The following is an 18,301-nucleotide window of genomic DNA, read 5'->3' on the forward strand; positions in this document are numbered from 1 at the left end:
GATTGGAGGTACGTGTTATGGCAATCATCCTCATAGCTGTTGGCGTCGTCAGCGTCGCCTATGGTGCCGCGATGGGCGTTCTGTATCCCGCCCGCGGGTTCTTCCTTGCGTGGATAGTCGTGGGCGCGGCGCTTCTTGCTGCAGGATGGGCGCATCGAACAGGTGCCTGGCAAGCGCTCCCCGTATGGACCCGCCGGATTGCCGTTGCCGTGATGACGCTGGTTGCGTGCGGTATTTTTGCAGGTTGCGCGCTCATCATGAGCGCGGCCGTCTCTACTTCGCCGGCAAGCCTAGACTACATCGTCGTCCTCGGGGCGAATCTCAACGCGGATGGCTCTCCCAAGGAGACGCTTCGCTATCGCTTGGATGAGGCGGCGGCTTATCTGGAGCGGAACCCGGAGACCGCGTGCATCGTCTCCGGCGGCCAGGGTCCTGACGAACCATGCAGCGAGGCGGAGGCGATGGCCCGCTACCTTGAGGTCACTGGCGTAGATGCTTCGCGCATTCTGCTTGAGGACCGTTCGACCACCACGGCCGAGAACCTGCGCTTTTCCGCGGCGCTCCTCGATTCCCCGGACGCCTCCGTGGGCGTCGTCACGAATGACTTCCACGTGCTGCGAGCCACCCGCATCGCGCGCCGCCAGGGACTGAGCAACGTCTATGGCATTTCAGCGCCCACAAACCCCCTCTACCTGCCGCAAGCCTGCGTTCGCGAGTGCGTGGCGCTTGCGAAGGACGCCATGGTCGGAAATCTCTAGTCGGAGGCTGCCATGATCGACAAGCACCTGACCGGGGGTGCCAAGCCCGACGTTACGCCTGGTTCGCATCAGCCTGCTGTCGCGCCATTCGACACGCCTCACACCTCTGACGAGCCCTTCGATGTCACGTATCACAAGGGCCCGGTCATCCTGCGAGGAGACCTCATCCCCGAGCGAAGCACGACGGAGGAACTCCTCAACTCCGAGGATTCGACCGAGTGGCTCCACATGGATCCCTGGCGCGTCCTTCGCATCCAGTCCGAATTCGTCGATGGCTTTGGCGCCTTGGCCGACCTCGGCCCCGCCATCTCCTGCTTTGGCTCGGCTCGTATCAAGCGCGATGACCCGATGTATGCCGCGGCGCGCCGTGCGGGAAGGCTTCTCGCCCAGCGTGGCTTCGCCGTCATCACGGGTGGCGGTCCCGGCATCATGGAGGCAGCAAACAGGGGAGCGGCGAGCGCGCGTGGCAAGTCTGTGGGCCTCGGCATCGAGCTTCCACATGAGGAGGGTATGAACCGCTGGGTCAACCTCGGCATGACGTTCAGGTACTTCTTCGTGCGCAAGACCATGTTCGTCAAGTACTCGAGCGGAGCGATCGTGTTTCCGGGTGGATTCGGCACGCTCGACGAGGGCTTCGAGTTACTCACCCTCATTCAGACGCACAAGGTCAAGAGCATACCGGTCGTCATGTTTGGCTCGGATTACTGGCGCGGCCTCTTCGATTGGATCGAAGGCCCCGTGATGGACGCGGGCATGATTTCTCCGCTCGATCCTGAGCTCGTGAAAGTCACGGATGACGTGGACGAGGCGGTCGAAATCGTTACGTGCGGCCGCTCGCTCGTGTAAGCTGTGTCACTGAAACGTAGGATAATCGCCGGAACGCCGGAACGCCGGAACGCCGCCTGTCGAGGGTGACGTGGGAAAGGACAGTCACATGGAGCGCATCGCGAGCTTCTCCGTCAACCACCTTCTGCTCGAGCCGGGCATCTACGTGAGCCGCATTGACCGCGACCCTGTGAGCGGCATGGCGGTCACCACGTTCGACCTGCGCCTCACCGCCCCCAATGACGAGCCCGTCATGAACACGGCGGAGTGCCACACCATCGAGCACCTGGGCGCGACCTTCCTGCGCAACCATGCCGAGTGGGCCCCGCGTGTCGTCTACTTTGGCCCGATGGGCTGCCGCACGGGCTTCTACCTCGTGGTCTTTGGCGAGGTCTCCTCCGAGGAGATCCTGCCGCTCGTCCGCGAGATGTTCGAGTTCGTCCGCGAATTCGAGGGCGAGATCCCGGGTGCCAGGCCCGAGGAGTGCGGCAACTATCTCGACCAGAACCTCGGCATGGCCAAGTGGCTCGCCGCGCGCTACCTCGAGCGCGACCTCGACGGCATTGACGAGGCGCACCTCAACTACCCCTCGGGTGAGTAGCCTGGGTTCGAGATAATCGTGGCTGATTACCAGCACATAGATCATGGCTTCGAGCCTGTCTATGACGAAAGCTCCCGAGTCCTTGTGCTCGGGAGCTTTCCTAGCGTGCTGTCGCGCGCGAATGACTTCTACTACGGTAACCCGCAGAACCGCTTCTGGCGCGTCATGGCCGCTTGCCTGGGTGAGCCCACGCCCACGTCCATCGCCGAGAAGCGTGGGATGCTGCTTGCGCATGGCATCGCCCTCTGGGACGTCATCGCCAGCTGCGACATTCGTGGCTCGAGCGACGCGAGCATCAAGAACGTCGTGCCCGTCGACGTCGCGCGCGTCACGTCCGCGGTGCCCATCGAAGCCATCCTGTGCAGCGGCGCGACGTCGGGGCGGCTTTACCATCGGTACCTCGAGGCCATAGCCGGCCGCGCCGCCGTCGTGATGCCCTCGACCAGCCCGGCAAACGCCGCATGGTCGCTCGATCGTCTCACAGGGCGTTGGGCCGAGGAGCTAGCGGCGCTTGGCGTTTGCTAGCGGCCCTCCTCCCGCTCGACGATACGCGCCTCGAACACGTTGATCGTGTCGACGTCAGGGCAGCAGAAGCGCGCGCATCCCGGCTCGTTGCCGGGAACGGAACCGCCGTAGCGCAGGATGTCTACGTAGGGAAACGCGACGTGGGCGGCCATGGGGCAGAGCTTGCCTCGCTCGGTGTCGAAGTCCCAGGTGTCGCCGGGCTTATGCCCGTGGTGGCAGGGGTGGGCGCCGATGCGCTCCGTAAGCGTTATCTGGATGCGGGGCCTGCGAGCCATGGGCTCCTCCTCGGGGTTGTTGGCGTGTGAGTGCTCCTAGGCGTGGCCGACCTCGGCAATGCGGTCGAGGTAAAGTTCGATGGGTATGCCCTTGAACTTGTCCTCGTTGTGCTTGCACCTGACGAGAAGGTCACGGACGACGTCCATCGCTCGCCGGGTCGACTCGACAAGCCCCGTGCCACCAAGCATGTCGGCGATGAGGACGGCGGAAAAGATATCGCCCGTGCCGGGGAAGCGTACGGGCACCTCGTCATAGGGGAGAACCACGAGCTCGCTGCCTGCGCCCTCGCTTACGAGCGTGGTGTGCTCGCCATCCACGGCGCAGCTCGTGACAATGACCTTGGCGGCGCCCAGCTCGTGCATCCCGGCGACGAGCTCCTCGGCCTCCGAGTGTGTCAGGCACCTCGCCCCCGGAACAGTTCTCTCGCGGAAGAGGCCTGTCAGGAAGGCCGCCTCGGTGAAGTTGGGCATGACGACGTCCGCGCTGCCGCACATCTCGCGCATGAAGCCAACGGTCGCCTCGGTCACGCCGTTATAGAGCGCACCCTCGTCGCCCATGATCGGGTCGACGAAGACGGTGGCTCCCGTCTCGTGTCGCGCGCGGCAGAAGTCTGCGACGAGCTTCGTCTGCTCCTCGCTCACCAAAAAGCCCGTCGCCACGGCGTCGAATTCAAAGCCGAGCTTCTCCCAAGCGTCCATGGCCCCGCGCATGTAGCCCGTGGTCTCGAGAATGTCGAAGGTGCCGTAGTCGAGCGTGTTGGAGACGAGCGCCGTGGGCAGGTTGAACACCTGATGGTGCGCGGAGGACAGGATGGGGATCATGGCGGCGAGGGCGACCTTGCCGTAGCCGGCCATATCGTTGACGAGCAGGATGCGCTTGGAATTGGCGTTGTCTGCCATGGGGGCTCCTTGGGTCTTGGGCTGTCATGCTTCGTCGTGGGGCGTTTGCGCGGAGTGGGTGATTACCCCTCGATGAGGTCGATCTGACACATGCGCATGGTGGCGAGGGCCGCCTCGTGGGTCTCCGGCGTGACGCCAGCGCAGAGTTTCGGGTTGACACGGACGGGAACCTCGGGCATGAACGCCTTGATAAGCAGGGCGTTGCTCACGACGCAGATGTCCGTGCAGAGGCCGCAGAGCTCGATCGAGGCCACTTTGCCGCCGTGGGCATTCTTGTCGAGGAGCCAGGAGGCGAGCGCGGTGGAGCCAAAGGTGCGCTTCTCGAAGACCTCCGCGTTGCGGGCGCGGCGGACGAGGTCACAGGCGGGGGTGAGCTTCCAGCCTGGCGTCCCCTTGATGCAGTGGGGGACGGGGAGGTGCTTGCCCTCCTGTGTTTCGAGGTAGTCGTCGCGGTGGGTGTCATAGGTGAAGACGACGGTTCCCTCGAACGCGCGGGCGTGCTCTGCGACATCGTTCACGATCGCCGCCGCCTCGGGCGTGCCGAGGGAGCCGTCCACGAAGTCATTCTGCATGTCGATGACGAGCAAGTAGTCGCGAGCCATTGCATCTCCTATCGGTGATGGTGCGGGGCGCATGCAAATGTGCACTTCCGGCTGTGCATTTAAACAAGGATAACGCAGGCGAAACCTAAGAAAAGAGTGGGCGAGAGACACATGCTAAGGATTTCGTGTGGCAGGGGCACTTGACGCGTTATAGTAGTCAAGTTGGAAATCCGCGCGAGCGACTTGCATCGCGCAAAGGCACGGCGCTAACGGGCGCTTCGTCATGGGGAAGGATCGTACATGAACGTTCTCGTCATCAACGCAGGCAGCTCCTCGCTTAAGTACCAGCTGCTCGACGTCGACACTCGCGAGGTCTACGCCAAGGGCAACTGCGAGCGCATCGGCATCGAGGGCTCCTTCATCGGCCACTCCGAGATGGGCGGCAGCAAGCAGCAGCTCGACGTTGCCCTGCCTGATCACAAGACGGCCATCAAGCACGTCTTCGAGATTCTCGAGAGCGTTGACAAGCCCATCGACGGCATCGGCCACCGCGTCGTTCAGGGTGGTTGGTACTTCCCCGAGTCCAAGGTCGTCACCGACGAGACCCTCGCCTGGGTCCGCGAGGTCGCCCCGCTCGCCCCGCTCCACAACTACGCCGAGGCTGACGTCATCGAGATCTGCCGCGAGATGTTCCCGGAGATCGGCAACGTCATCGTCGCTGACACCTCCTTCCACTACAACATGCCCGCCGAGGCCCACAACTACGCCCTCCCGAAGGACGTCGTCGACAGCCTGCACATCCGCAAGTACGGCGCCCACGGCACCAGCCACCGCTTCATCTGGCGCACCGTCGACGAGGTCTCCAACCACACCGCTCACAAGGTCGTGAGCTGCCACCTCGGTTCCGGTGCCTCCCTCTGCGCCATCAAGGACGGCCAGTGCATGGACACCACCATGGGCCTCACCCCGCTCGACGGCCTCATCATGGGCACCCGCTGCGGCACCGTTGACCCGGCCACCGTCTTCTACCTCTCCCGCGAGGGCCACTACTCCATCGACGAGATCGACACGATGATGAACAAGCAGTCTGGCCTCGCCGCCATCTCCGGCGTCTCTAGTGACTGCCGCGACATCGAGGCCGGTGCCGCCGAGGGCAACGAGCGCTGCCAGATGGCCATCGACATGTGGAGCTACCGCGTCGCCTCCCAGTTCGCCACCATGGTCCAGGCCATGAACGGCGTTGATACCATGGTCTTCACCGCTGGGGTTGGCGAGAACTCCGCTCACATGCGCAAGGAGGTCGTGAACCGCCTCGCTTGGATGGGCGTCAAGATCGATGACGACAAGAACGCCGTCCGCAGCGACGACCCGCGTGAGATCTCCACGCCGGATTCCAGCCTGCACGTCTGGGTCATCCCGACCAACGAGGAGCTCATGATCGCCCTCGACGTCAAGGCGCTCCTGGGCTAAGGTTCGCATCACATAGGCTGCTTTAGCTGGGCGGCGGCGAGCATGGTGCTCGTCGTCGCCTTCTTTGTTTCAACCCAATTACACCATTCTTTAGTAGGATTTATAAAGTCATGGAAATTGGGTAAAGTATGCGCAACATCCCAACCAGTACACTAATTATGGGATTCAAGTCATAGGGAAGGATAATCCATGAGCAAGAACACCTTCAGCAGGCGTCAGTTCATCACCCTTGGCCTCGGCGTTATGGGCGGTACGGCGCTCTTCGGCCTCGCTGGCTGCTCTGATGGCCCGTCTGCCACGTCCGGCGCCGCCGCTACCGCTGCCGCTGCGGATACTTCCGCCACGGGCATCGACAAGGACGCCTTCAACGGGCTTGTCGCCTCGATCGAGCCCGCCGCTGATGACGTTATCGCCGCCAACCCCTGGGCCTCCGCGATTAAGTCTGCCGGCACGTTCCGCCTGGGTGCCACCCGCACCTCGACGATCTTCTCCCAGCTCGATGAGCAGGACAACAAGGTCTACGGCTTCGACGCCGGTATCTACCTCGGTCTCATCCGCTATATCCTCGGCGACGAGAACAGCTATGAGTACACGCAGGTCACCTCTGACACGCGCGAGTCCGTCCTCCAGAATGACACGGTCGACGCCGTCTTCGCCAGCTACACCATCACGGACAAGCGTAAGCAGGTCATTTCCTTCGCCGGCCCGTACATGACCACCCAGTACGCCATCCTCGTGCTCGATGGCAACACCGACATCAACTCTGTCGATGACCTCGCCGGCAAGAAGGTCGCCGTCCAGTCCGGCTCCACCGGCCCCGAGGTTGTGGGCAAGTTCGCCCCCGAGGCGGAGATCCAAGAGTTCTCGAAGGATGACGAGTGCCGTGCCGCCCTCGAGCAGGGCCGCGTCGACGCCTATGTCGTCGACAACACCCTCCAGATGGGTAGCGTCATCAAGAACCCGGGCAAGTACCGCATCGCCGGTGAGCCGTTTGGCCCCGAGGAGTACCTCGGCATCGGCGTCCAGCTCGACAACACCGACGCTGTCAACTTCATCAACGACTTCCTGAGGAAGTTCGAGGACGACGGCAAGTGGGCCGAGCTCTACAAGATCGTCTTCGCCGACCGCTGCGGCATCGAGACGATTCCCGAGCCGCCGGCGCTCGGCGCCTAGGTTGTCGCTTGGGGCGCCCGTTCGAGTAGGTTGCGCCCCGCGCCCTCGGCAAGTTCTTAGATAGTTCGGGGCCCTCCGTCCGTTTGGGCGGCGGGCCCCTTCCCTGTAAGGAGGTACGATGGGGCTTCCAGAGCTAATCTCCGGATACGGGCCTCTGTACCTGACGGCGCTTCTGACGACGTGGCGGCTCACGCTCGTCTCCTTTGCGCTCGTCATGGTCTTTTCCGTGCTCGTAACCGTCATGCGCGTCTCGCCGTTCAAGCCGCTGCGCTTGCTCGGCGATCTCTACGTGCAGATCTTCCGTAACATCCCGGGAGCGGTTCTGCTGCTCATCGTGGTGTACGCGCTCCCTCACCTGAAGCTTCTGCTCGACTACGAGCCGAGCGTCATCCTCGCGACCGTTCTTCTCGGCACGGCGTTTGGCTCTGAGAACTTCATGTCGGGCATCAACACCATCGGTGTCGGGCAGATTGAGGCGGCGCGCTCCATCGGTCTCTCGTTTGGTCAGATTCTGCGCAAGATCGTCATTCCCCAGGCTCTGCGTTCCACCGTGCTTCCCATGACGAACCTCTTCATCGCCGTCATGCTCACCACGGCGCTCGGATCCCAGGTGCCCATGACGCCGCAGGAGCTTACGGGCGTGGTCACCTACATCAACACTCGTGAGTCCGCGGGCATCGTGACGTTCTTCGTCTCTGCCGCCGGCTACATCTCGACCGCTTTGGTGGCGGGCTTCGTTGGCAATGCCATCGATAAGAAGGTCAGGGTGATCCGATGAGCGCAAAGACGATGAGGGACGCCCTCTATGAGGAACCGGGTCCCAAGACGCGCAGGAAGATGGTCATCGGTACGGTCGTCTCCCTCGTGCTGCTCGTTGCCCTCGCCGCCTGGGTGGTGTATTGCTTCTGGGTTACCGGCCAGCTCTCTGCCAGGTACTGGGAGCTGTTCTCCTGGCGCACGACGTGGCGCTACCTGTTCAAGGGCCTCGAGGGCACGTTCGCCGTCGCGCTCACCGCGGCGGCGCTCTCGCTCGTGCTCGGCATGCTGCTCATGCTCGGGCGCACGAGCCACCTTCGCGTGTTGAGCGCCGTGTGCGCCGTGCTCACCAACGTGCTCCGCGGCGTCCCCAGCCTGCTGTTCATCTACTTCTTCTTCTTTGCTATGCCCAACCTCGGCATCAAGATGCCCGCCTTTTGGATGCTGTGCATCCCGGTGACGCTGGCCGCTTCCGGCGTCCTCGCGGAGGTCTTCCGTGCCGGCGTCAACGCGGTGCCTCGCGGCCAGACCGAGGCGGGCCTCTCGATCGGCCTCACGCGCTGGAAGGTCAAGACGAAGATCGTGCTCCCTCAGGCGATCCGATTCGTCATCCCATCGCTCATCAGCCAGCTCGTCGTCGTCGTGAAGGACACGGCGCTCGCGTATGTCGTGAGCTATCCAGACCTCATGCAGAACGCCCAGGTCCTTCGTACGAACTATGACGCGCTCGTCTCGACGTATCTTGTGGTCGCCGTCATCTACATTCTCATCAATAGTCTGATCAACAAGGCCGCGGTCACCGTTTCGCGCCGCACCGGCATCAAGATCATTCGCTAGCGGCACTTGCCAAGGGAGAAAGCCATGAACCAGACATCCGCGGGCGAGCAGCCCGTCATCGAGCTACGCCACGTCGACAAGCACTACGGCGCCCTTCACGTCTTGAAGGACATCAACCTCGAGATCGACAGGGGAGAGGTCCTCGTCGTCATCGGTCCGTCCGGATCCGGCAAGTCGACGCTGTGCCGCACGATCAACCGCCTCGAGACCATCGATTCCGGCGAGATCCTCATCGAGGGCGAGCCCCTACCGCAGGAGGGCAAGGAGCTCGCACGCACGCGTGCCGAGCTCGGTATGGTCTTCCAGCAGTTCAACCTCTTCGCGCACAAGTCGATCCTCGACAACGTGACCCTCGGTCCCATCGAGGTCCTCGGCCTTTCCAAGGACGAGGCCGAGAAGCGCGCGATGTCCCTGCTCGAGCGCGTCGGTGTGGCGGAGCAGGCCAAGAAGGTCCCCGCTCAGCTCTCCGGTGGCCAGCAGCAGCGCGTCGCCATCGCCCGTTCCCTCGCGATGAATCCCAAGGCGATGCTCTTCGACGAGCCCACGAGCGCCCTTGACCCCGAGATGATCAACGAGGTCCTCGATGTCATGACGGAGCTAGCTCGCGGCGGCATGACGATGGTCGTCGTCACGCACGAGATGAACTTCGCGCGCCGTGTCGGCAACCGCGTCATCTTCATGGCGGACGGTGCCATCGTCGAAGAGGGCACGCCTGACGAGTTCTTCGACAACCCAAAGACCCAGCGCGCCCGCGATTTTCTCAACTCGATCAAGGAGCACTAAGGCATGGTGGAGAACGAAGCTCAAACCAAGATGTCTCAGAGCCGCAGGCCCATCATTCTCGTCGCTGCGCGTTATGAGGAGGGCCACCTCCACAAGACCGAGAAGCTCGCGCCCAACGAGTGCGGTGCTACCGTCTTTATCGACGCGATTCTCGCGGCGGGCGGCCTTCCCGTGCAGATGGCCCTTACGGATGACGAGGACGTGCTCGACCAGTACGTTGAGCTGGCTGACGGCGTTGCCATTCCCGGTGGCCCGGATGTCGACCCCAAGCTCTGGGGAGACGAGCGTCCCTATGACGAGTCCCTTCTCTGCCACGTTCGTGACGCCTGCGAGGTCCCGCTCGTCCGCAAGGTCGTGGAGGCCGACAAGCCCCTGTTCACGACGTGCCGCGGAACCCAGGTGCTTAATGTCGCCCTTGGCGGCTCGCTAGACATGGACGTGCCGTCGATTCCCCGCCGGCAGGGGTCTACCTCGCACGATCACGCAGACCTCCTCACGAGGACTTGTCATGAGGTCGAGATCGACGAGGGGAGCCTCCTTGCGCGCGCGAGCGGTTCGCGTGGCTACTGCGTCAACTCGGCGCACCATTGCTGCGTGAAGGATTTGGGCGACGGACTCGTGCTCTCCGCGTCGTCCGACGACGGCATCCCCGAGTGCGTCGAGATGCCGGGGAAGCGCTTCGTGCTTGGCGTGCAGTGGCATCCCGAGTACACGTGGGAGAAGAGCGAGGAGGACTTCAACCTCTGGAAGGCGTTCGTCGCGGCGTGCTAACGTAACGGAAAGCCATCTCGCGCATAGATAATCTAATATGAATGGCCATACGATTAGACATCTATAAACGTATGGCCATTCTCTGTTTGCACGCGGCCAAGACGTGTTGGAAGGAATTGTTATGGCTCAGGACCTCATTTTCACGAAGCCCATCTTCCACGAGAAGATATGGGGAGGACGTAGGCTCGACACGGTCTTTCACTATGACATCCCTGAAGGCGCCATTGGCGAGTGCTGGGCCATCAGCGCGCATCCCGCAGGTGACTGCGAGGTCGTGGACGGGCCTTATGCGGGCAAGACGCTCTCGCAGCTTTGGGACGAGCATCATGAGCTGTTCGGCGATGCGGAGGGCGATCGTTTCCCGCTGCTAATCAAGATCCTCGACGCAGACGGTGACCTTTCGATCCAGGTGCACCCTAATGATGAGTATGCCGCTATCCACGAGAACGGAAGCCTTGGCAAGTGCGAGTGCTGGTACGTGCTCGACTGCGACGAGGACGCTACGATCATCGTGGGCCAGAAGGCCAAGGACCGCGAGGAATTCGCCAAGCTCGTGGAGGAGGGCCGCTGGAGCGACCTCGTGAACGAGGTGCCCATTCACAAGGGCGACTTCTTCCAGATCAACGCGGGAACGCTCCACGCCATCAAGGCCGGCACGCTCATCCTCGAGACGCAGCAGAGCAGCGACGTGACGTATCGCGTCTATGACTATGACCGTGTTCAGGCCGATGGCACCAAGCGCGAGCTTCACCTCGAGCAGAGCATGGATGTCGTGGACTACGCCGCCAAGGCGCCCACTTCTGGTGTCATCACGGCTCCCGAGGTCGACGGCATCACGCTCCTCGAGTCGAACGAGCGCTATACCGTCGAGCGCGTTCGCGTCGCCGGGACCAAGGCGCTCGTCCAGGACCATGACTTCGTGTGCGTGAGCGTCATCGAGGGCGAGGGTGCGGTAAATGGCGCCAAGCTCGAGAAGGGCTCCCACTTCGTGGCGCCTGCGCAAAGCGGTGACCTCGCGTTTTCCGGTGACATGACGCTGATCTGCTCCTGGGTGTAGTCGAGTTCGCGTCGACAAGTCTCTCCGGCGACGCCGTCTTGTCTGAAGGCGCAGCGAAAGCTGTTGGCGAGGGTGAGCCGCTAGCGCGCTCCTGAACCGGCCGGATATAACGTTCGTCCTGTGGGGCGGTCGCGTTGAGCGGCCGCCCCTCTGCTTACGCGTCCTTTGTCCCTGCTTAACGATACGATGCAAGCAGCTAGCAACCCGACAAGTTGGCGACGTAGATAGGACCGCAATGTTTTGCAGCAGATGTGGCCACGAACTACCTGATGGCGCCAAGTATTGTGATTCCTGCGGGTCGGCCGTCGTTGCCTCGACGGCTCCCATCGCGAGCGCGGCACCTATACCTCCCGTGGCGGGTCCGGTGCCCGTGCCTCCCACGTCGAGCCCGACGCCCATGCCTCCCGCGGCGGGTCCGGCACCCATGCCTCCCGCAGCGAGCCCGGCGCCGCTTCAGGCGCAGGACCCCGGTCAACAGCAAGCCCCGCGCAAGGGTCCTAACCCCGCCGCCATCGTCGTCGTAGTTGCGGTGCTGGCCGTACTCGTTGTGGGTGGCGTGTTCTTCCTGCGCACCCGCGGTGGCGAGGACTCGGCGCCGGCCACTCCCGCCCCATCTCCCGCGGCAACGGACTCGCGTACACCACAACAGATTGCCTACGGGCTCTACCTCGATAAATGCATCGAGTACTGTGACGAGTACGGCTACCCCGATTCGAAGGTCGTGGATGGAGACGTCTCCGTCGCGACGGGCCTTTGCGTTGCCAAGCTCGTTGACTTTGACGGGGATGGCTTCGAGGAGCTCCTCGTTTGCTACAACACGAACTCCGCCGAGAATGATTCCTCCGCCATCTTCACCGATGACCAGGTCCTCGCCTTCAAGGTCGAGGTCTGGAGCTACAAGGACGGCGCCATCTCGCTGGTCTATGACGAGCCCCGTACGGTTAGCCATGCGAACGGCGGCTCGATGTGGCTCACCGTCTTCGAGGTGAACGGCAAGCCTGCCCTCAACACGCTCGCCTATGACGCCGGCACTGATTCTTCCGGCTATTACTACGAGAACAGCGAGAGCGTCTACCACACCTTTGACGGCTCGGCCTTCTCCGCGGCGCTATCTCTCTCTGCCAGCTTTACCGTCTCCGATCAGTCCTACAAGGTCAACGGAAAGACTGCGACCGACGAGGAGTATGCAAACGCCGCGTCGAGCGTTCATGACGATGGCTCTCCCTTGGGTCTCGTGACCTTCACGACGTATAACGAGAGGTGCCTTCCCTCATCCGAGACCATAGACCTTACCAACCAGGTCATCGACGTCCTCAAGTCCGGCGAGCCCAGGCCCGTTGTCGCTCCGGCCTCCTACACGTACGAGATTGTCGCGACGACCTATACCATCGCTGACGCCTATACCGCCTCGGGCGATGGGTCAGCACTTGCCACCGTGGAGACCACCTGGTCCTACCCGCGTTTCACCCTCTGGGATGGATCGACGACTTCCGCGCTCGAGAGCATCAACGCCGACCTTCGCAACTCATGCGAGTTCGACGCGAGCGCTGCCGCCGAATGGGATTTCGATACCCAACTGATGCAGACCGACTACCACGAGGACAAGGTCATGAGCATTAGCGGGAACATCGCGAGTGTCTTGTGCGTTCGAAGCGAGACCGCCGGCGGCGTCCATGGCTTTGACGGTAGCTACGGCAAGTTCTTCGACCTTTCGACCGGCGACGTCCTTACTGCGTACGACGCTCTCGGCACGACGGAAGATGAGCTCGCCTTCAAGGGCAAGACCGCCATCCGCGCGTTTCTCGCAGATAACCCGAGCGACCTCGGGGTCACGGAGTCCGACATCGAAGCCTATGCCACGGACATGTCCCGCTACGCTCGCGACGACAAGGGCATTTTCATCATCACGCGCGGCTACGAGCTCGGCTCCTACGCCTTCGGCTCCCATCGCATCTATGTCGTCTCCAACGACGGCGGCTCCAGCTTCACCGGCACCGAAGTCGACCTAGGCCACTAACCCCGACCCTCCACAGACCAACGACCCTCCACAGACTGTAGCGAGAGAGGCCCGCCGAGCCCGTCCGGCGGGCCTCGCGTCCGTGTCACGCCGCTACAAGAAAGGCCCCCTGTCCTGCTCGCCACGAGTTTTTCGGCGCCACGCGCCGAAACTGTCTGAGTGGAGAACAGAGCCCGAGGGGCCCAAGCCTTGCAGGTTGCTACATCACCGTGATCGCGAAGGCTCGCCTGACGGTCTCGCCCGGCGCGGCCATCAGGAGCCCCTGCTTGAGTTCGAAGGTGTCGTCTTCGTCGGTGCGAGTCGCGGTGCCGCACCAGGGCTCGAGCGCGACGAAGGGCGTCGGTGTGCCGTCTGCCGCGGGAAGCGCGCTCCAGATGCCGATGTAGGGGAAGTCCGGGAAATCGACGCGAACTCCGTGACCGGAGGGGCCTACCATCGTGATCGTGTCGTCGGGGACGTTGGTGAACATGAAGGAGTCGTCGTCGAAGAGAGAGTGGCGGAGCGGCAGCGTGTCCGAGTCCTCGAACAGCGTGGTCATGTGCGCATAGTCCTGAAGGCCATCCGAGGTAAGGCCTGGCGTGGTGCCCGTCCAGGGACGCGTGAACTTGAGGGAATAGTCCTCGAACGCCTCACCCTCGACCACGGGAACGTTGAACGCCGGGTGACCGCCCAGGAAGAAGGGCAAGTCGATCTTGCCCGTGTTCGTCACCGAGAAGGTCTGGCGCAGCGTGCCCTCGCCTTCGAGGGCGTAGGTCATCTCAAGGCGGAAATCATACGGATAGCTCGCACGCATCTCAGGAGTGCTGTCGAGGCGGAACGTCACGGAGCTGCCGGTGTTCTCGATTACCTCGTGCTCATAGTTACGGGCGATGCCATGGCGACCCATGTGGCACTCTCCCTCGGCGGACATCGCGAATCCGTCGCGAAGGTTTCCCACGATGGGGAAGAGGATGGGGGCGCTGCGAGGCCACCACTTGGCGTCTGCCTGCCACAGGTACTCGATGCTACCGAGCTTGAGGCTCCTGAGCTGCGCGCCTTGCGCGTCGATGGAGGCCTCGAGCCCTCCGCGGGAGATGGTCGTGATGTCTGCCATGCGTCCTCCTCGTCACAGTCCATTCGTAGCCATGATTCTATCGCTCACGGGACCGCGCGCCGCTTGTCCCGCCATTTGGCCACGCCTAAGGAATTGTTTTGCAGCCTAACAATAAGTTATTCAAATGTATGCGAATCTGTATGCATCTATTGGGTGGCGGCGCCGGAGAGGGCGACGCGTCGGGGTCCCAAGGCGCCGATTTGGGGAGGCCGGGCCCCGAGCGACAGATTGGTGATCGCAATGGCAAGACTGCACGTGATGGAGAGGAGCCATGCCCAGCAGGTCATGGACGAGCTCCACGACGCGTTGGGGCGCAGGCTGGCGGTGAGCTCGCTCGCGCCCTGCCCCGTCGAGTTCACGGCTGCGCTCGTGAATCTGTGCTCCACGCAGAGCTGTGGCAAGTGCACTCCGTGTCGCGTGGGCCTGCGCGCGCTCGGGGACCTGTTCGACGACGTGCTCGAGGGCCGCGCGTCCGAGGGGACGCTCGAGCTCATCGAGCGCACGGCCGAGACGGTCTACCTGTCGAGCGACTGCGCCATCGGGTACGAGGCCGGCTCCATGGCCCTCACGGCAATCCGTGGCTTCCGTGATGACTTCGAGCACCACATCAAGCATCATAGCTGCGGCTTTGATCGCGCTCAGCTCGTCCCGTGCGTCTCCGGCTGTCCGGCGGGCGTCGACATCCCCGGCTACATCTCGCTGGTGGAGGCGGGCCGCTACTTGGACGCGGTGAAGCTCATCCGCAAGGACAACCCGCTGCCCATCGTCTGCGGCCTGGTGTGCGAGCACCCCTGCGAGATGCACTGTCGCCGCGGCATGGTCGATGATCCCATGAACATCGTGGCGCTCAAGCGCTTTGCCACCGAGCACATGGAGCACGACTGGCGCCCCTTGATCGCGGAGGCCACGGGCAAGCGCATCGCTATCGTGGGAGGCGGCCCCGCGGGCCTGTCGTGCGCCTACTACCTTGCCATTATGGGCCACGACGTCACGATCATCGAGCAGCGTCACCAGCTTGGCGGCATGCTGCGCTACGGCATCCCAAGCTACCGGCTGCCCCGCGAGCGCCTGCAGGAGGAGATTGACTGGATCTTGGCCTGCGGCATCCACGTCCGACTCGACGAGCCCGTGGACGGCGCGGCGTTCGCGGCCCTGCGCGACGAATACGATGCGGTTTACCTTGCCATCGGCGCGCACAACGACAAGAAGCTCGGCCTGCCCGGCGAGGACGCGGCGGGCGTGGAGAGCGCCGTCAGATTGCTGAGAAGCGTGGGCGACGGCGAGGCTCCCGACCTTACGGGCGAGCGTGTCGTGGTCATCGGCGGGGGCAACGTCGCCATGGATGTCGCACGCTCGAGCGTGCGTCTTGGTGCCGAGAAGGTCTCGATCGTCTACCGACGCCGTATCGCGGACATGACGGCCCAGGACGCCGAGATTGCCGGTGCGCAGGCTGAGGGCTGCGAGATCCTTGAGCTTACGGCACCCGTGAGCATCGAGGTTGACGAGGGCGGCCGCGCGTGCGGCGTGTGCGTGCAGCCCCAGATCATCGGCGAGCCGCGTCGCGAGCGCCCTGCCCCGCGCGCCGCCGAGACGCCCGAGCGCGTCATCGCGTGCGAGCGCGTCTATGTTGCAATCGGGCAGGACATCGACTCGGCGCCGTTCGAGGCCATCGGCGTGCCGTGCGAGCGCGGGCGGGTCGTCTGCAACCCGGACGGCTCGGTTCCCGGCTTCGACGGGCTCTTCTGCGGCGGAGATTGCCAGACGGGCCCGGCCACGGTCATCCGCGCCATCAACGCCGGCAAGGTCGCGGCGGCAAACATAGACCACTGTCTCGGCTTTGACCACAAGGTTCGCCTCGAGGTAGAGCTGCCGCCCGTCAAGTTCAAGGGCAAGCGCCTGTGCGGGCGCTGCGAGCTCAAGGAGCGCGAGGCAAGCGCGCGTACAAAGGACTGGGACCTCGTCGAGGAGGGCTTCACCGAGCAAGAGGCGAGGCAAGAGGCCTCGCGCTGCCTCAGGTGCGACCACTTTGGCTTTGGGGCGTTCCGCGGGGGAAGGATCGAGCAGTGGTAGACAACAGCATCGTGCGTGCCGCCCGGGCGGCCGCCACGCCCGTGCTTGCGGGTGACAAGACCGTGAGGCTCATCATCGACAACCGCGAGGTCGAGGTGCCCGAGCACACCACGATCCTTGACGCCGCCCGAGCCGCGGGCATTTCCATCCCCACGCTGTGCTACCTGCGTGAGCTCAACGAGGTGGGGTCGTGTCGCGTCTGCGTCGTCGAGGTCGAAGGCATCGACCAGCTCGTCGCCTCGTGCAACAACTACGTGCTCGACGGCATGGTCGTCCACACCAACAGCGAGAAGGTGCGCCGCGCCCGCCGCATGAACGTCGAGCTGCTCCTTACGCAGCATGACGCCACGTGCCCCAGCTGCGTGCGCTCGGGCAACTGCGCGCTTCAGTCGCTCGCCAACGACCTCAACGTCTATCACCTGCCGCTGCGCCGCCACCTCTCCGGGGATGCATGGGACTACTCGTATCCCCTCATTCGCGACAACGACAAGTGCGTCAAGTGCATGCGTTGCATCCAGGTCTGCGAGAAGGTCCAGACGCTGGGTATCTGGGACCTCGTGAGCCGCGCGAGCCACACCGCCGTGGGCGTCTCGGGCTCGCGCGATATCGCCGAGACCAGCTGCGCCCTGTGCGGTCAGTGCGTGACCCACTGCCCCACGGGCGCCCTGCGCGAGCGTGACGACACGGAGCGAGCGTTCGAGGCCATCGCGGACCCCAAGAAGGCCACGCTCATCCAGGTGGCTCCGGCCGTGCGTGCCTCCTGGGGCGAGGAGTTCGGCCTTGATCCCGAGGTGGCGACCATCGAGCGGCTTGCCGCGGTGCTTCGCCGCGTGGGCTTCGAGTACGTGTTCGACACGGACTTCTCGGCAGACCTCACGATCATGGAGGAGGGCTCCGAGCTGCTCGCACGTATGCAGGCCAAGGCCGCCGGCGGAAGCAGCGCACCGCACGGGCCCATGTTCACGTCGTGCTGCCCGGGCTGGGTGCGCTTCGTGAAGGGCAACTACCCCCAGTTCGTGGGCCAGGTCTCCACGTCCAAGAGCCCCCAGCAGATGTTCGGTGCCATCGCCAAGACCTGGTTTGCCCAGGTGCTCGACATGGACCCGCACAACGTTTTCTGCGTCTCGGCCATGCCCTGCGTGGCCAAGAAGGCGGAGGCGGCGCTGCCCACGATGGTGGGGCAGAGCGGCGAGCCAGACGTTGACTGCGTGCTTACCGTGCGCGAACTCGCGCGCATGATTCGCGCCTCGCACGTGGACCCGGCAAAGGTCGAGCCCGAGCCGCTCGACGCGCCGCTTGGCTTTGGTACGGGCGCCGCCGTGGTGTTTGGCGCCACGGGTGGCGTCATGGATGCGGCGCTGCGCTCGGCTTACTACCTCGTGACGGGCGAGAACCCAGACCCTGACGCCTTCAGCGAGGTGCGCGGCATGGGCGGCTGGCGCGAGAGAACGTTCGACCTCGCGGGCACGCCGGTGCGCACGGCCGTGGCGCACGGACTGGGCAACGCACGCAAGCTTCTCGACGCCCTCGTGGCGGGCGAGGTCGACTATGACTTCGTCGAGGTCATGGCCTGTCCCGGCGGATGCGTGGGCGGGGGTGGCCAGCCCATCCACGACGGCCTGGAGATGGCCGCCGAGCGAGGTCAGGTGCTCTGGGGACTCGACGCGGGGGCCAAGGTTCGCTTCTCGCACGAGAACCCATCGGTCCAAGCCTGCTACCATGACTTCCTTGGGGAGCCCCTCTCCGATCGTGCCGAGGAGCTGCTCCACACGGACCAGTCCGGCTGGAAGATGCCGGGAGAGCCCGCCTAGGCGCGAGCGCACCGCCTGCGCCATCACATATCGCTCG

18 protein-coding genes are annotated in these 18,301 nt (G+C 63.8%); 14 read left to right on the top strand and 4 right to left on the bottom strand.

Going from position 1 to position 18,301, the window contains the following annotated elements; all coding sequences use genetic code 11:
- Positions 1-17 precede the first annotated feature (17 nt).
- From Q0H23_RS00005 to Q0H23_RS00020, 4 genes are all read left to right on the top strand, one after another.
- Entirely contained in the window at positions 18-758 is a 741-nt protein-coding gene (locus Q0H23_RS00005; protein ID WP_293834422.1) for a YdcF family protein, read from the top strand.
- Between the two features lie 12 nt (positions 759-770).
- Positions 771-1,604, top strand: a complete 834-nt coding sequence (locus Q0H23_RS00010; RefSeq protein ID WP_293834425.1) for a TIGR00730 family Rossman fold protein — start codon at positions 771-773, stop codon at positions 1,602-1,604.
- An 88-nt stretch (positions 1,605-1,692) separates the two neighbouring features.
- Positions 1,693-2,184: an S-ribosylhomocysteine lyase gene (locus tag Q0H23_RS00015; protein ID WP_293834427.1), complete on the top strand. Its 492-nt coding sequence runs from the start codon at positions 1,693-1,695 to the stop codon at positions 2,182-2,184.
- A gap of 18 nt (positions 2,185-2,202) precedes the next feature.
- Positions 2,203-2,709, top strand: coding sequence for a DNA-deoxyinosine glycosylase (locus Q0H23_RS00020; protein ID WP_293834430.1), 507 nt, complete (start codon positions 2,203-2,205; stop codon positions 2,707-2,709).
- On the opposite strand, the gene Q0H23_RS00025 is transcribed toward Q0H23_RS00020, so the two are convergent.
- From Q0H23_RS00025 to Q0H23_RS00035, 3 genes are all read right to left on the bottom strand, one after another.
- Entirely contained in the window at positions 2,706-2,984 is a 279-nt protein-coding gene (locus Q0H23_RS00025; RefSeq protein WP_293834432.1) for a TIGR04076 family protein, read from the bottom strand. The genes Q0H23_RS00020 and Q0H23_RS00025 overlap by 4 nt on opposite strands.
- Positions 2,985-3,020: 36 nt before the next feature.
- Positions 3,021-3,884: a PfkB family carbohydrate kinase gene (locus tag Q0H23_RS00030; RefSeq protein WP_293834434.1), complete on the bottom strand. Its 864-nt coding sequence runs from the start codon at positions 3,882-3,884 to the stop codon at positions 3,021-3,023.
- Between the two features lie 62 nt (positions 3,885-3,946).
- Positions 3,947-4,486, bottom strand: a complete 540-nt coding sequence (locus tag Q0H23_RS00035; protein WP_293834436.1) for an isochorismatase family cysteine hydrolase — start codon at positions 4,484-4,486, stop codon at positions 3,947-3,949.
- A gap of 240 nt (positions 4,487-4,726) precedes the next feature.
- Between Q0H23_RS00035 and Q0H23_RS00040 the strand changes: the two genes are divergently transcribed.
- From Q0H23_RS00040 to Q0H23_RS00075, 8 genes are all read left to right on the top strand, one after another.
- Positions 4,727-5,896, top strand: coding sequence for an acetate kinase (locus tag Q0H23_RS00040; protein WP_293814064.1), 1,170 nt, complete (start codon positions 4,727-4,729; stop codon positions 5,894-5,896).
- 189 nt (positions 5,897-6,085) lie between these two features.
- Positions 6,086-7,069 (top strand): transporter substrate-binding domain-containing protein, encoded by a 984-nt coding sequence (locus Q0H23_RS00045; RefSeq protein WP_293834438.1) that lies wholly within the window; start codon positions 6,086-6,088, stop codon positions 7,067-7,069.
- Positions 7,070-7,187: 118 nt separating this feature from the next.
- The gene (locus Q0H23_RS00050; protein ID WP_293814066.1) at positions 7,188-7,847 is read left to right on the top strand and encodes an ABC transporter permease subunit; all 660 of its coding nucleotides are present in this window, start codon (positions 7,188-7,190) and stop codon (positions 7,845-7,847) included.
- On the top strand, positions 7,844-8,662 hold the full coding sequence (locus tag Q0H23_RS00055) for an amino acid ABC transporter permease (protein WP_293834439.1): 819 nt from the start codon (positions 7,844-7,846) through the stop codon (positions 8,660-8,662). Before Q0H23_RS00050 ends, Q0H23_RS00055 begins: the two co-directional genes overlap by 4 nt.
- A gap of 24 nt (positions 8,663-8,686) precedes the next feature.
- Positions 8,687-9,445 carry an amino acid ABC transporter ATP-binding protein gene (locus Q0H23_RS00060; RefSeq protein ID WP_293834440.1) on the top strand — a complete coding sequence of 253 codons (759 nt, stop codon included), beginning with the start codon at positions 8,687-8,689 and terminating at the stop codon, positions 9,443-9,445.
- 3 nt (positions 9,446-9,448) lie between these two features.
- On the top strand, positions 9,449-10,216 hold the full coding sequence (locus Q0H23_RS00065; protein ID WP_293834442.1) for a gamma-glutamyl-gamma-aminobutyrate hydrolase family protein: 768 nt from the start codon (positions 9,449-9,451) through the stop codon (positions 10,214-10,216).
- Positions 10,217-10,337: 121 nt separating this feature from the next.
- Positions 10,338-11,273 (top strand): mannose-6-phosphate isomerase, class I, encoded by a 936-nt coding sequence (gene manA / locus Q0H23_RS00070; RefSeq protein ID WP_293834444.1) that lies wholly within the window; start codon positions 10,338-10,340, stop codon positions 11,271-11,273.
- 235 nt (positions 11,274-11,508) lie between these two features.
- Entirely contained in the window at positions 11,509-13,290 is a 1,782-nt protein-coding gene (locus Q0H23_RS00075; protein ID WP_293834446.1) for a zinc ribbon domain-containing protein, read from the top strand.
- A gap of 199 nt (positions 13,291-13,489) precedes the next feature.
- Here Q0H23_RS00075 and Q0H23_RS00080 read toward each other — a convergent pair whose 3' ends face one another.
- On the bottom strand, positions 13,490-14,383 hold the full coding sequence (locus Q0H23_RS00080; RefSeq protein WP_293834448.1) for an aldose 1-epimerase family protein: 894 nt from the start codon (positions 14,381-14,383) through the stop codon (positions 13,490-13,492).
- A 240-nt stretch (positions 14,384-14,623) separates the two neighbouring features.
- Between Q0H23_RS00080 and Q0H23_RS00085 the strand changes: the two genes are divergently transcribed.
- Positions 14,624-16,453: an NAD(P)-binding protein gene (locus Q0H23_RS00085; RefSeq protein WP_293834450.1), complete on the top strand. Its 1,830-nt coding sequence runs from the start codon at positions 14,624-14,626 to the stop codon at positions 16,451-16,453.
- The gene (locus Q0H23_RS00090) at positions 16,447-18,264 is read left to right on the top strand and encodes a [FeFe] hydrogenase, group A (protein WP_293834452.1); all 1,818 of its coding nucleotides are present in this window, start codon (positions 16,447-16,449) and stop codon (positions 18,262-18,264) included. Before Q0H23_RS00085 ends, Q0H23_RS00090 begins: the two co-directional genes overlap by 7 nt.
- Positions 18,265-18,301: the final 37 nt, after the last annotated feature.

Origin of the sequence: uncultured Parolsenella sp. (assembly GCF_934660935.1) — a bacterium.
Taxonomy (GTDB): Bacteria; Actinomycetota; Coriobacteriia; order Coriobacteriales; family Atopobiaceae; genus Parolsenella.

Bases quoted from the DNA above. Each gene is read 5' to 3' on its own strand.
- Q0H23_RS00005 (WP_293834422.1), top strand. From the start codon at position 18: ATGGCAATCATCCTCATAGCTGTTGGCGTCGTCAGCGTCGCCTATGGT.
- Q0H23_RS00010 (WP_293834425.1), top strand. From the start codon at position 771: ATGATCGACAAGCACCTGACCGGGGGTGCCAAGCCCGACGTTACGCCT.
- Q0H23_RS00015 (WP_293834427.1), top strand. From the start codon at position 1,693: ATGGAGCGCATCGCGAGCTTCTCCGTCAACCACCTTCTGCTCGAGCCG.
- Q0H23_RS00025 (WP_293834432.1), bottom strand. From the start codon at position 2,984: ATGGCTCGCAGGCCCCGCATCCAGATAACGCTTACGGAGCGCATCGGC.
- Q0H23_RS00030 (WP_293834434.1), bottom strand. From the start codon at position 3,884: ATGGCAGACAACGCCAATTCCAAGCGCATCCTGCTCGTCAACGATATG.
- Q0H23_RS00035 (WP_293834436.1), bottom strand. From the start codon at position 4,486: ATGGCTCGCGACTACTTGCTCGTCATCGACATGCAGAATGACTTCGTG.
- Q0H23_RS00040 (WP_293814064.1), top strand. From the start codon at position 4,727: ATGAACGTTCTCGTCATCAACGCAGGCAGCTCCTCGCTTAAGTACCAG.
- Q0H23_RS00045 (WP_293834438.1), top strand. From the start codon at position 6,086: ATGAGCAAGAACACCTTCAGCAGGCGTCAGTTCATCACCCTTGGCCTC.
- Q0H23_RS00050 (WP_293814066.1), top strand. From the start codon at position 7,188: ATGGGGCTTCCAGAGCTAATCTCCGGATACGGGCCTCTGTACCTGACG.
- Q0H23_RS00055 (WP_293834439.1), top strand. From the start codon at position 7,844: ATGAGCGCAAAGACGATGAGGGACGCCCTCTATGAGGAACCGGGTCCC.
- Q0H23_RS00060 (WP_293834440.1), top strand. From the start codon at position 8,687: ATGAACCAGACATCCGCGGGCGAGCAGCCCGTCATCGAGCTACGCCAC.
- Q0H23_RS00065 (WP_293834442.1), top strand. From the start codon at position 9,449: ATGGTGGAGAACGAAGCTCAAACCAAGATGTCTCAGAGCCGCAGGCCC.
- manA (WP_293834444.1), top strand. From the start codon at position 10,338: ATGGCTCAGGACCTCATTTTCACGAAGCCCATCTTCCACGAGAAGATA.
- Q0H23_RS00075 (WP_293834446.1), top strand. From the start codon at position 11,509: ATGTTTTGCAGCAGATGTGGCCACGAACTACCTGATGGCGCCAAGTAT.
- Q0H23_RS00080 (WP_293834448.1), bottom strand. From the start codon at position 14,383: ATGGCAGACATCACGACCATCTCCCGCGGAGGGCTCGAGGCCTCCATC.
- Q0H23_RS00085 (WP_293834450.1), top strand. From the start codon at position 14,624: ATGGCAAGACTGCACGTGATGGAGAGGAGCCATGCCCAGCAGGTCATG.